Annotated in this window: 12 protein-coding genes; 4 read left to right on the forward strand and 8 right to left on the reverse strand. The window is 71.5% G+C overall.

The genetic code is table 11. The annotated features are described in order from the left end of the window. Window positions 1–3: 3 nt before the first annotated feature. Together ABD978_RS14970 and ABD978_RS14975 are read right to left on the reverse strand one after the other, a co-directional pair. Complete coding sequence (locus tag ABD978_RS14970; protein WP_345353958.1) at window positions 4–1,890, reverse strand: RICIN domain-containing protein; 1,887 nt, start codon at window positions 1,888–1,890, stop codon at window positions 4–6. Window positions 1,891–2,076: 186 nt separating this feature from the next. Next, window positions 2,077–3,429, reverse strand: a complete 1,353-nt coding sequence (locus ABD978_RS14975) for a DUF2079 domain-containing protein (protein WP_345353959.1) — start codon at window positions 3,427–3,429, stop codon at window positions 2,077–2,079. Between the two features lie 94 nt (window positions 3,430–3,523). Here ABD978_RS14975 and ABD978_RS14980 point away from each other — a divergent pair, with 94 nt between their 5' ends. The 4 genes from ABD978_RS14980 (at window position 3,524) to ABD978_RS14995 (ending at window position 7,265) form a co-directional block, all read left to right on the forward strand. Next, window positions 3,524–4,195, forward strand: a complete 672-nt coding sequence (locus ABD978_RS14980; protein ID WP_345353960.1) for a response regulator transcription factor — start codon at window positions 3,524–3,526, stop codon at window positions 4,193–4,195. Then, window positions 4,188–5,540: a sensor histidine kinase gene (locus tag ABD978_RS14985; protein ID WP_345353961.1), complete on the forward strand. Its 1,353-nt coding sequence runs from the start codon at window positions 4,188–4,190 to the stop codon at window positions 5,538–5,540. Before ABD978_RS14980 ends, ABD978_RS14985 begins: the two co-directional genes overlap by 8 nt. 78 nt (window positions 5,541–5,618) lie before the next feature. After that, on the forward strand, window positions 5,619–6,380 hold the full coding sequence (locus ABD978_RS14990; RefSeq protein ID WP_345355883.1) for a DeoR/GlpR family DNA-binding transcription regulator: 762 nt from the start codon (window positions 5,619–5,621) through the stop codon (window positions 6,378–6,380). 174 nt (window positions 6,381–6,554) lie between these two features. Beyond that, window positions 6,555–7,265: a hypothetical protein gene (locus ABD978_RS14995; protein ID WP_345353962.1), complete on the forward strand. Its 711-nt coding sequence runs from the start codon at window positions 6,555–6,557 to the stop codon at window positions 7,263–7,265. 151 nt (window positions 7,266–7,416) lie between these two features. Here the strand turns inward: ABD978_RS14995 and ABD978_RS15000 are convergent, their stop codons facing one another. The 6 genes from ABD978_RS15000 to ABD978_RS15025 form a co-directional block, all read right to left on the reverse strand. Continuing rightward, a complete protein-coding gene (locus ABD978_RS15000; protein WP_345353963.1) occupies window positions 7,417–8,781 on the reverse strand; it encodes an ATP-binding protein in 1,365 nt (454 codons plus the stop codon). Continuing rightward, window positions 8,778–9,455 carry a response regulator transcription factor gene (locus tag ABD978_RS15005; RefSeq protein WP_345353964.1) on the reverse strand — a complete coding sequence of 226 codons (678 nt, stop codon included), beginning with the start codon at window positions 9,453–9,455 and terminating at the stop codon, window positions 8,778–8,780. Before ABD978_RS15005 ends, ABD978_RS15000 begins: the two co-directional genes overlap by 4 nt. A gap of 12 nt (window positions 9,456–9,467) precedes the next feature. Beyond that, the gene (locus ABD978_RS15010) at window positions 9,468–9,656 is read right to left on the reverse strand and encodes a hypothetical protein (protein WP_345353965.1); all 189 of its coding nucleotides are present in this window, start codon (window positions 9,654–9,656) and stop codon (window positions 9,468–9,470) included. Window positions 9,657–9,717: 61 nt separating this feature from the next. After that, window positions 9,718–10,473 (reverse strand): hypothetical protein, encoded by a 756-nt coding sequence (locus ABD978_RS15015; protein ID WP_345353966.1) that lies wholly within the window; start codon window positions 10,471–10,473, stop codon window positions 9,718–9,720. Between the two features lie 200 nt (window positions 10,474–10,673). Next, entirely contained in the window at window positions 10,674–12,338 is a 1,665-nt protein-coding gene (gene ptsP, locus ABD978_RS15020; RefSeq protein WP_345353967.1) for a phosphoenolpyruvate--protein phosphotransferase, read from the reverse strand. Further along, window positions 12,331–12,615 carry an HPr family phosphocarrier protein gene (locus ABD978_RS15025; RefSeq protein ID WP_345353968.1) on the reverse strand — a complete coding sequence of 95 codons (285 nt, stop codon included), beginning with the start codon at window positions 12,613–12,615 and terminating at the stop codon, window positions 12,331–12,333. Before ABD978_RS15025 ends, ptsP begins: the two co-directional genes overlap by 8 nt. Window positions 12,616–12,619 lie beyond the last annotated feature (4 nt).

Here is a 12,619-nt window from a genome sequence, read left to right on the forward strand (position 1 = left end):
GTGTCAGCTGGGAAGGGTCCACTGCTGGTTGGCGGCGCCGGTGCAGTCCCAGATCTGCAGCCGGGTGCCGTTGGCCGAGCTCGGGCCGGTGGCGTCCAGGCAGCGGCCCGACGCCGGGTTGACGAGGGACGAGCCCGTTCCCCGGGTCCACTGCTGGGCGCCGGTCCCGTTGCAGTCGTACAGCTGGACCTGGGTGCCGTTCGCGGTGCCCGCGGAGGTGAGGTCCATGCACTTGCCGAGGGCCCGGACCGTGCCGTCCGTTCCGACCGTCCACTGCTGCGCGGTGGTGCCGTTGCAGTCGTAGAGCTGGACGGCGGTGCCGTTGGCGCTGCTCGCCCCGGCGACGTCGACGCACTTGCCGCCGTACCCGGTGATCTGGCCGGTGGCGGTGCCGCCGCCGCTCTGGGTGCCGCTCCAGGTGAAGGTCGCGGTGGTGTGGGCGGGCAGCGAGTAGACGAACGACTGACCGCCCCAGACGACCTTGACGGACTGGGTGCTGCCGCTGTCGTTGTAGGCGATCAGCGCCTTGGAACCGTCGGGGTTCTGCCAGGCGACGTTCGGGACGGCGGTGTTCGCGGTGGAGGCGATGCGGTAGGCGCCGGGCCGTACGAACTTGGTCAGGTGGCCCATGTCGTAGTACTCGATGGTGTAGTCGACCTGGCCGCTGCGGGAGTCGCCGTTGTGCACGGTGACGAGGCCGGTGCAGGTGCCGCAGCCGCCGTTGTGCGGGCCCATGTTCTGGTCGACGGCGAGGGACCACTTGACGACGCTCTTCCCCCAGTTGCGGGTGTAGTCGACGATGTTGTGCATGTCCTCCTTCTGCTGGTCGCCGATCCACGTGCCGCCGGAGTGCTCGGTGTCGTAGGCGTCCACAGTGGGGTACTTGCCGTGCACGGTGGTCTGCTCGGTCACGTCGCCGCCGTAGCCGTGCCAGGCGATCCCGCCGAAGAGCGAGTCGTTCCGGATGGTGGCGTCGTCGACGACGGGGGCGCCGTAGCCGTCGTAGGTGTCCCAGTTCCAGTCGAGGGCGAGCACCTTGGTGGTGAGGCCCGCCGCGTGCAGCGCGGGCAGCAGGTTCGTCTTGGTGAAGTAGTCCAGGCCGGAGCCGTTCCAGCTCATCGACGGGTAGCCGTTGCAGCAGGTGGGCTCGTTCTGCGCGGTGACGAGGTCGACGTGCGCGCCCTGCGCCTCGTACGCCTGGAGGTACTTCACGAAGTACTGGGCGTACGCGCCGTAGTACTGGGACTGCAGCCAGCCGGGGTTGTTGAAGTCGCCGTTGTCCTTCATCCAGGCGGGCGCGCTCCACGGGGTGCCCATGACCGTGAGCGCCGGGTTGAGCTGCTTCGCCTGTTTGGTGAGGGGCACGACGTCGGCGAGGTCGTGCGCGATGGAGAAGTGCGCGAGACTCGGGTCGGTCTGGCCGGCGGGCATGTCGTCGTACGAGTAGCTGTATCGAGCGAGGTCGGACGCGCCCATGGGGTTGCGCAGGAAGCTCAGCCCGATCCCGGCGGACGGGTCGAAGAGCTTCTGCATGACCTGGGTGCGGGTGGTGGAGCTGAGCGCGCCGCTGCTGTTCAGGAGCCAGGCGGCCGTGTCGGTGAACGACGCGCCGGCGCCGGTGAAGCGCTGGTACTTGGTGTTCTCGTCGACGGTGATGGTCTGGCCGGCGCTGCCGCCGGTGCCGAAGGCGATCGGCGTCTGCTGTTGCAGGCCGCGGGTGACGTGGCGGCCGGCGGAGTCGTCCGTGGTGGTGAGCCAGACGTTCACGGACTCCCCGGCGGCCCGGGCGGGGACGGGGCCGGCCACGAGGGCGGCGGCGAGGGCGATGAGCGCGCAGAGGGATGTGGTGAGGGACCGGTGCAGGCGCGCGGGGTCGACGCGGTGGAGCACGGTGCTTCCCTTCGGTCCGGAGCGGGTACGGCGGCCTCCCCCGAAGGCAGCTGACAGGAAAGCTTCCTTTCAGTCAAGCCGGACACTATCCCCCTTAAAACAAGGTGTCAATGAAGTCGTTTCGCCTGGACAGCCGGGCGAAGAGGGCGACAGGTCCGTTATAGCGGCCGCTCCGGCCTCCGATCCTTATGCGCGCCTTAACGGCCTCCTAAGACCGCCCGGCGGCAGGCGGACGGCGACGGTCCGGCGGTAGACGGTGATGCCGGTGGCCCGGGCCGCGACCCTGTAGCCCAGTGAGGGCAGGTCCGCGATCATCGACTGCTCGTACGGTGCGCCGGTGGTCACGACCCATTCGGGGCGGAACCGCGGGGTGGGCTCGCTGAGGAAGCGGAACACCCGGCAGCGGCCGGTGAGCTGCGGCGCGACGCGGTTGGCGGCCGCCACGTCCGTTCCGTCGGGGATCGTCCGCAACAGCGCTTCAGCGGTCCTGACCTGTTCGGGTACCCGCCAGGAGGCGGGATCGAGCACACTCCGAAGTGGCTGCGGAACGGACATCGCGCCGAGGAGGGCCAGGATCGGTGCGACACGGGCGGCACGCAGCAGGACGACGCGGTCGCTCGCGCGCATCCGGGCCAGGCCGTCGGCGAAGGCGATGAACACTATGGGCATCAGCACGGCGTTGTAATGGAACCGGGTTCCCCACAGGTTCGGACTGGATGTCCAGAATCGCGCGAGCAAGGATGGAGCCGCGATCAGCACCAGCGGCGAGCGCAGGGCGAAGAACAGAGTAGGCGCGAGCAATGCCAGCACGGTCTCCTCCTTGGTCACCGGTACCGGCAAAGAGGAAATTGATCCTGCGGTCTTGCCGTACGGATAGGAATGGTGTGGGTTGAACGCCGGGATGATGATGACGACGGCGAGCGCGCCGACCTCGACCGCGACCGCGGCGACGAGCGCGCCGAGGCCGCGGCGGCCCCGCCAGAAGATGTACGCGCCGATCGCCGCGACGATGAACGCCTGGTCCTCCTTGACGAGCAGGAGCGGCAGCGCCCAGCCTGCGGCGGCGCGCCAACTGCGCCGGGCGAGCAGTTCCACGCTGCGCGCGAGCAGCGGCACCGCGAAGGCGACCTCGTGAAAGTCGAACACGACGGCCTGCTGAATCCCCCACGACAGGCCGTACGCCAGGCCGAGGCAGACACCCGCGCGGTGACCGCAGAACTCGATCGCGAGGCGCGTCACCGGCACCGCCGACAGCGCGAGCAGCGCCGCCTGGAGGACCAGCAATGTGATCGGGCTCGGAAATATCCGATAGAACGGCGCGGCGAGGATGATGACCGGATGGAAATGGTCGCCCAGCAGATTGAAACCGGGCCCTTTCAGATCGGCGATCGGCGGACGCAGATGGGCGTACGAGCGGACCGCCTGCTCGAAGATTCCGAGGTCATATCCGGTGCTCCGCATCTGACGATGACGGTTCACCGAAAGTGCGGAGTAAGCGGCGAAGAGCAGGCCGGCGAGCAGCCGTGGAGAGGATGACACGGCGGGCAGACTGGCCGACAACCGCTGAATGCCCGCTGAAGCAACCTGAAGCCGATTTCAGGAATGCCCGCCGCCATGTCGCCATAATGGCCTGATGCGGTTGTTGCTGGTGGAAGACGACGAACGACTTTCGACCACGCTGACCCATGGCCTGCGGGCCGAAGGGTATGCGGTCGACGTCGCCCATGACGGCCGGGAGGGGCTGAGCCTCGCGCTCACCCAGCCCTACACCGCGGTCGTCCTGGACATCATGCTGCCCGGACTCAACGGCTTCGCCGTCTGCGAGCGGCTGCGCCGGAGCGGGAGCTCGGTGCCGATCCTCATGCTGACCGCGAAGAACGGCGAGTACGACGAGGCGGAGGCGCTCGACACCGGCGCCGATGACTACATCTGCAAGCCGTTCTCCTACGTCGTCCTCGTCGCCCGGCTCCGCGCGCTGCTGCGCCGGGGCGGCGCGACCCGCCCATCGGTCCTGACCGCCGGCGACCTGCGACTCGACCTCGCCGCCCGCCGATGCCGTCACGGCGCGGCGGAGATACGGCTCACCGCGAAGGAGTTCGCGGTGCTGGAGTGCCTGGCGCGCCGGCCGGACGAAGTGGTCGCCAAGATCGACATCATCGATGAAGTCTGGGACCAGGCGTTCGACGGCGACGTGAACATCGTCGAGGTCTACATCCGCACCCTGCGCCGCAAGCTCCCGTCCGGGCCGGCGACGATCCAGACCGTGCGCGGCGCCGGCTATCGGCTGGTGAGCACCCATGGTTAGGCGGCTCACGTCGGTACGGGCACGCGCCGCGCTGAGCGCGGCGCTCGCCGCCGCCGTCGTCTTCGGCGCCGGCGGCTGGGGGGTTCGCGACGTCGTCCGCGATCAGTGGATGACCGCGGCGCGGGAGAAGGCGACACGAGACGCCTTCTCGATGACCTCCACCTTCGAAGCGGGGGCCAGGCCGCGCGGCACCGACTTCTCCTTCGCCGTCGTCCTCACCGATGGGCGGCGCGCCATGGTGTCCGGTCCCGTCTTCAGTGCCGACCTGGACAGGCCCCTGGCCGGGTTCCCGCCGAGGGTCGGGTGGGGCATCCACAGGGTCCGCGGGAAGGGCCGGTTCGTCGTCGGCACCACCGACGTGCTGCCCGCCGGCCAGATCAAGAGCCTGACCGGCAGCGGCGGCCGGCCGGCACAGCGCCTGACGGTGTACGTGCTCGTTTCGCCGGCCGACGCCAAGACGGCCGTCGCCACGATCGATCGCCTGCTCGGCTGGGGTCTGCCGGTCGCCGTGCCGTTCGTCGGCCTGATCGCCTGGTTCGTCACCGGCCGGGCCCTGCGGCCGGTGGAGGCCATCCGGGCGAAGATGGCCGACATCAGCGCCCACGCGCTCGATCAGCGAGTCCCCGTACCGGCCATCGACGACGAGATCACCCGCCTGGCCCGGACCACCAACGAGACCCTCGACCGGCTCGAACACGCCCATCACCGGCAGCGGCACTTCGTCGCCGACGCCTCTCACGAGCTGCGGACCCCGCTGGCGGGCCTCCGCAACTCGCTGGAGATCGCGCTGGCCTACCCGGAGCGAACGGATTGGCCCATCACGGTCGCCTCGGCGCTGGCCGACGTCGACCGTCTGCAGTGCCTGGCCGAGGATCTCCTCTTGCTCGCCTCACCCGCGCCGGCCGCGTCGACGGCGTCGGACCTCGCCGACATCGTCGAGGAGCAGGTGGCCGAACGCGCCCACACCGGGGACGGGCCCGCGTTCACCGCGCACACGACCCGCCCCGCCCTCGTACGCGAGAGCGAGACCCGGCTTGCCCGGATCGTGCGCAACCTGCTCGACAACGCCGCCCGGCACGCGCGTACGAAGGTGACGGCGACCGTCGCCCGCGTCGACGGCAGCGTCACGCTGACCGTCACCGACGACGGTCCGGGCGTCCTGCCCGAGGATCGCGAGCGGATCTTCGAGCGCTTCGTCCGCCTCGACGACGCCCGTACCCGCGCGGACGGCGGTGCCGGACTCGGGCTCACCATCGTCCGCGATCTCGTCACCGGCTTGGGGGGCACCGTCCGCGTCACGGGCCGCTCCACCTTCGTCGTCACACTCCCCGGCGCCGACACGTGATCGCCGCCGCGCGGCGGCACGGGTCCACTACTCCTCGCCGCCTTGACGCTTTCCCTCGATGGCGGTACCACCGACCTCATGTACGCCGAGGAACGACAGCAGGAGATCCTCCGTCGCACCCGGGAGGCCGGCCGGGTCGACGTCATGACGCTCGCGGAGGACTTCGGCGTCACGATGGAGACGATCCGCCGGGACCTGACCGTCCTGGAGCGGGCCGGCGCGTTGCGCCGTGTGCACGGCGGGGCGATCCCCGTCGAGCGCCTCGGCTTCGAGCCCGCGCTCGCCGCCCGGGACGCGGTGCTGACCGCCGAGAAGGAGCGCATCGCCAAGGCCGCCCTCGCCGAGCTGCCGGCCGACGGATCGATCATCATCGACGCGGGATCGACGACCGGGCGTCTCGTGCAGGTCCTGCCGAGCGACCGGGAGCTGACCGTCATCGTCAACTCCCCGCCCCTGGCGACCGTCCTCGCCACGCGGTCGAACCTCAGCGTGATCATGTTGGGCGGCCGGGTGCGCGGGCGCACCCTCGCCACGGTCGACGACTGGGCGATGCGGCCGCTCGACCGGTTGCGCGTCGACGTGGCGTTCATGGGGACGAACGGCTGTTCGGTGGAGGCCGGGCTGACCACCCCCGACCCGGCCGAGGCGGCGATGAAGGAGTCGATGATGAAGGCCGCGCGGCGCACCGTGGTCCTCGTCGACCACACGAAGGTCGGAAACGACTATCTCGCGCGGTTCGCAGCGCTGTCCGAGGTCAGCGTGCTGATCACGGACACGGGCCTGAACGCCGGGCTGGCCGCGGACCTCGCCGCGGAAGGTCCCGAGGTCGTACGCGTCTGACGCGGGTGCCGTCGCGTCGAACCTTTCGGCCGCCGGGCGCGTACTAATCACTGCCTTGCGTCGGACGGCACCACCATTGACACCCCACACAAGAGCGAGTAAACAAAAGTAAGAGAAACTGGAAAGCCATCCAAACGGACTTCCAGGAGCGCCGACGCGGAAGCGGAGGCATCCATGACCCGCGCTCGCCACCCCGGTCGCAGACGGCGCGCCCGGCCGCTCGGGGGGAAGCGGAAGTACGCCGCGATCTGGCTTCTCGTCACGACCGGCGCCGTCTTAGTCTCCTACTGCGGCATCCACGAGATCTACGCGGCGGGAGGCGAGAGCCACGAGGCGACCCCGGTCGTCTCCGTACCGTCGGCGCTCCCGGCGCCGTCCGAGACGAACACGGACCCGGTCGCGGTCCAGGGCGGTTCGACGCCGGACCCACCCCGAGAGTCGATGCGGGCCCGCCCCGCTCCACCGCCGAGTCCCCGGCCGGATCCCACCCCGACGCCGACGACGGCGGTCGAGATCACGTCTCCCGCGGATCAGGCCAAGGTCAATGGCAGGGCCGGGCTCCTGGTCCGTGGGCACAGCGGGGACCTGCGAGGGGACGTGCTGCGCATCTTCGTCTACGCCCCGGACGGGCGGTTCTATCTCACCGACGACGGGCCGGTCCCGACCCGGAACGGAGCCTGGAGCTCGTCGATCCAGCAGATCGGCGACGGCACCCGCGACATCGGCCGCTTCTTCAAGATCACCGCGGTCCGCGCGGACGCGACCTGCCAGGACACGATCCACGGACGGAGCCAGGACGTCAACGGCAACATCGCCTTCCTGGCGGTGCCCCCCGGCTGCACGATCGCCGACACCGTCGACGTGCTCAAAACGGCGTGGAACTGACCGGCCGGAACGTACGGGCCCGCGGCTCACGGCGGCGGAGGCTCGGCCGACGGCGGGTGCGCGGCCGACGGCGGGTGCGCGGCGGACGGTGAAAGCCCGGTCTACGACGACCCGGCCGGCGGCGGATGCCCGGCGGATGGTGAACGCCCGCCTACGGCGACCCGGTCGGCGGCGTGCGTTCCGCCGGGCGGCGCCGGGGCGCTCTGCCCCGCCTGTGCCGTCTCGGCTGCGCGCCCGTCGTGCGCAGCCAAACGCCGACCCGCGCGCCGCCGAAGGCGGAGCGGTCGATGCGCAGTTCGCCGCCGGTGGACTCCGCGAGCCGGCGCACGATGTCCAGGCCGAGCCCCGTGGAGCCGCCCCCGGAGCGGCCTCGTTGCAGCATGAGCCCAGGATCGGCGATCCCCGGTCCCGCGTCGGACACCAGGACGCCGACCTGGTCGGGAGCGGTCCGCATCGTCACCGCGAACTCCGTGCCCTCGGGCGTGTGGTGGAACAGGTTGCCCAGTACGGCGTCGAGGGCCGCCGCCAGCTCTCCCCGGCCGACCGGCACCGCCGCCGGGTGGTCGAGGGCGTCCAGCCGCCAGCGGCGCCGCTGGTCCTCGGCCAGCACCGACCAGAACGCGACGCGGTCGCGTACCACCTCGGTGGCGTCGCACATCGTGGTGGCGCGCTCCCCGCCGGGGCGCTGCGCGGTCTTGATCACGATGTCGATCTCCTGCTCCATACGGGTCATCGCCAGGCGCGCCTTGCGCATCTCCGGCCCCTGCCCGAGCCGGTCGATGTGGAGCCGGAGCGCGGTCAGCGGCGTGCGCAGCCGGTGCGACAGGTCGGCCGCGAACTGGCGTTCGGCGGTGAGCCGCTGGGCGATCTGATCCGCCATGGCGTTGAAGGCGTACGCCGCCTCCACCAGCTCGGGTGGTCCTTCGGGAACGAGACGGACGGTCAGGTCGCCGGAGCCGAGCCGCGCCGCGGCGCGCGCGAGCCGCCGCGCGGAGCCGACCACCCTCCGGCCCAGCCGATCGGCCGCGAGGATCGAACACGCCACCAGGAACACCGCGACCAGGAACATGACGAGCCAGGCCGGTACGACCCCCGGCGGCAGCAGGCCGGCGTCGGCGTCCACCTCGACCACGGCCATGCCCGCGTCGCCGGCGGGTACCGGCTGCAGGACGACCGGTCCGCCCCCGGTGCTGGTCTCCAGCGCCCGCCCGCCGTCACGGACGCGCGCGATGACCGCCGGGGCCACCGCCGACGGATCCCCGATCCGGGCTCCCCCGGGCATCGTCACCCCGACGCGGTCCCGGCCCCCGACGGACGCGCTCGCGATCGCCCGGTCCACCGCCGCCGGATCGCCGGAGGCCGCCACGGCCGGGATCACCGCGCCGACGCGGTGCTGGGCGCGGATGACCGCGCGGTCGGCGGCCGCGTCCCGTACGACCAGGGCGGACGGGATCAGGAAGGCCAGCGCGACCATCGAGGTCACCGCCAGCGCGACGAGCGCGAGGGATCGCCTCACGTCGGGTCCATGAGTTTGAAACCGACCCCCCGGACCGTGTGGAGGTACCGCGGCGCGGCCGCGGTCTCGCCCAGCTTCCGCCGCAGCCAGGACAGGTGCACGTCGATGGTCTGGTCGTCGCCGTACGGCTGCTGCCAGACCTCGGATCGCAGGGCGGCGCGCGGGACGACCTCCCCGGCGCGGGAGGCGAGGAAGGCCAGCAGGTCGAACTCCCGCCGGGTCAGCTCGACGGTCCGCGCGTCGAGCCGGACCTCGCGGCGCACCATGTCGATGCGCAGCCCGCCGACCTCGATGACCGTGGAGTCGCCACCGCCCCGAGCGCGCCGCAGCACGGCGCCGAGACGCGCCTGGAGCTGGTCGATGGTGAACGGTTTGACCACGTAGTCGTCCGCCCCGGCGTTGAGCAGGCGCACGACCTCCTGGTCGTCGTCCCGGGCCGTCACCACGATGACCGGGACCTCGGATACCGCCCGCAGCATCTTGAGCAATTCGAAACCGTCGAGATCGGGCAGTCCGAGGTCCAGGAGAACGGCATCGGGGGGCCGGTCGGAGATGTCCCGCAGCGCCTCCCACGCGGCCCCGACGCTGCGCACCGAGTGACGGCGTTCTGTCAGATCGTGTACGAGCGCGGTACGGACGTCCGCGTCGTCTTCCACCACTAAGATCTTCGCCATATCGAGACTGTACTACCGGCCCTCTCGCAGGTTTATGGCCGACGAATAATCGGGGACGGTCCGCGAGATCTCACACGCCTTGTTCCCGTGCGCCGCGGTCGTCGGCAAAGCGACGGCGGCGGCGGTGAGCGTGGCGACGTTCGCGGCGGCGATGACGAACACCGCGACCAATCGCGACTTTCCGGCCGTTCGGCTGCCCATTTCCCTCTCCAATCACGAGCGGGGCCGGGCGGCCGTCTCCGGCCGCCCGGCTCCTCACGGGTCACCGGGGCACGTTGCCCGCCGCGTCCTGCGTGACCACCAGCTGCGCGAGGGCCTTGAGCTGCGGACCGCCCTCACCCGGGCCCTGGCCGTTGTTGCCGCAGACGCGACTCTTCTCCTCGTCGGTCATGGGGCGCTCGCGGAACGCCACGTTGTGGCTGCCCGCGTCCTTGTCGTCGGTGACCGAGCCGCCGACGTACCACTCATAGTGGGCCTCGCCGTTGTCAGAGGTCTTCACCCGGTCGCCGTAGTTGATCTGCCAGTGGCCGTTGACCTTCAGCATCTCGGTGGAGAGCTCCAGCCAGCCGACGTTGCCGGGCTGGATGTGGTGGGTGTCGCCGTTCCAGATCCACTGGCCCTTGTTCCAGACGTGGCCGTAGCTGGCCTCGACCCCGACCTCGAGGACGTCTTTGATCAGCGTGAGCTTGGGGCCGCCGCTGATCCCGAAGCTGTTGGACTCCTCGACGGTGTCGGTGATCTGGTACTGGTGGTCCTGCGCGGCGGTGGTGCAGTTCCAGGCGTACTCGTCGTTCGTCGGGACGTGGAAGTCCGACTGGAACGACTCCTGGCTCTCGGGGACGAAGACGCACCGGTCGGCCGTGTAGGGAACGGTCACGCCGGAGTTGGGGCAGGTGTCGAGCAGATCCCCCGTCACCGTGACCACCTTCGCGCTCGCCGGCCCGGCGGGGAGCAGCAGTCCGGCCCCGACCATCGCGGCTCCCGCGATCGCGGCCATTCCTGCGCGCACTCGGTTCATCGAATTCCTCCTCGATGATTTTCGCTGACACATCCTTTATAACCAGCGCGCGAGGAGATCGCTTTAGCTGCACCTTAAGATGCGCATAACGCTATTTGAGGGACGCACTTCCGAACCGGAAATTTAAGCCGCCCTAATAAATGTCGACCGGACACAAAAAGAATGCCCCCGCCAGCGGCGGGGGCATTCTTCCGGTCGGATCAGGAGGACAGCACGGCGGCCCTGGCCGCGGCGGCGTCGTCGGCGTCGAGCACGCGACGGGCCAGTTCCTCGCACCGGGCGTGCTCGTACGCGGCGAGGCGGGCGCGCACGGCGGGCACGCTGCGCGCGCTCATCGACAGCTTCGTCACGCCCAGGCCCACCAGAACCGGCGCCAGGGCCGGATCGGCGGCGGCCTCGCCGCACACCCCGACGGGTCTGCCGCTGCGCCGGCCCGCGTCCGCGCAGGCCGCGATGAGCCGCAGCAGCGCGGGTTGCCACGGGTCGAGCAGGTCGGCCATGGCGCCCGACTGCCGGTCGGCGGCGAGGGTGTACTGGCTGAGGTCGTTCGTCCCGATGCTGAGGAAGTCGGCGACCTGGAGGAGGCGCTCCGCCCGCAGCGCCGCGGCCGGCACCTCGACCATCACGCCCGCCGTGCGCAGGCCGTACGCACGGGCCCGCTCGACGAACTCGGCCGCCTCCACGGGCGTCGAGACCATGGGCGCCATGACCCATACGTCCGCGGTCGTCCGCTCGGCGGCCCGCGCGATGGCCTCGAGCTGGGTGTCGAGGATCTCGGGTTGGTCCCGGGCGACCCGCAGGCCGCGCACGCCGAGCGCCGGGTTCGGCTCCTCCGGGAGGCCGAGGAACGGCAGCGGCTTGTCGGCGCCGGCGTCGAGCGTCCGTACGACGACGGTGCCCTCGGGGAAGTGGCCGAACGCCTCGGCGTACGCGACGACCTGCTCGTCCAGGCCGGGCGCGTCCTTGCGGTCCAGGAAGAGGAACTCGGTGCGGAACAGTCCCACTCCGGCGACCCCGTCGAGGTCCACTCCCCGCAGGTCTGCCGCGGACCCGATGTTGACCATGAGGTCGACGGGGTGGCCGTCCGCGGTCCGTCCGGGACCGCGCCCGGCGGCGAGCCGGGTGCGGTCCTCGGCCGCCCGCGCGCGCACGTCGGCGGCCTCGTCCGCGCCGACGCCCGCGCGGACCTGACCGCTCGTGCCGTCCACGGCCACCTCCGTGCCGTCCGGGACGTCGAGGATCCCGGCGCAGCCCACCACGGCGGGCAGGCCCAGCGCACGCGCGAGGATCGCGGTGTGGCTGGTCGGTCCGCCGCGCTCAGTGACCAGGGCGAGGACGGTGCCCGTGTCGAGGCCGACCGTGTCGGCGGGCGCCAGGTCGTCGGCGACCAGGACGAACGGATGCCCCGGGGACGGCAAGCCCGGCATCGGCCGGCCGAGCGCCGCGGCGATCGCCCGGTTCGCGATGTCGTCCAGGTCGGCCGCGCGTTCGCCGAGGTACCCGCCGAGGGCGGCGAGCAGCTCGCGATGCCGGTCGAACGTGGACCGCAGGGCGTGCGCGGCGTCCTCCCCGCTCCGTATCCGCTCCGCGACCCCCTCGCGCAGCGTGGGGTCGGCGGCGATCATCGCCTGGGCGGACAGGATGTCCCGCGCCTCACCGTGAGCCGCGTCGGCGCGGGCCTGCAGGTCGGCCTCGGTGGCCTCCAGGGCCCGTACGGCCTCGGCGAGCTCACGCTCCGGATCGGCGACGGGGCGCGGTTCCGGCAGCGCGGGCGGGGGTGCCATCCGCGCCGCCGGCCCGGCGGCCAGGCCGGGACCGACCCCGATGCCGCTGAGGGTGCGCGGCGGGGCGTCGAGGTCAGGCATCGGCCGCTTCCTCGGCGTCCAGGTCGCGGGCGAGCAGGGCGGCCAGGGCGTCGAGGGCGGCCTCGGCTCCCGGCCCGTCGGCCTCGAGGGTGACCTCGGTGCCGTGCCCGGCGCCGAGGGACAGCACCGCGAGCATGCTCGCGGCGGGCACGGCCCGGCCGTCCCCGACGCGGATGCGCACGGGCACCTCCTGGTCGGCGGCGGCCTTGACGAACAGGGCCGCGGGCCTCGCGTGCAGGCCGGAGCGTGCGGCGACGGCCACGGTACGTGTCGGCATGTCC

This window comes from Actinoallomurus liliacearum, from assembly GCF_039542035.1.
Lineage (GTDB): Bacteria > Actinomycetota > Actinomycetes > Streptosporangiales > Streptosporangiaceae > Actinoallomurus > Actinoallomurus liliacearum.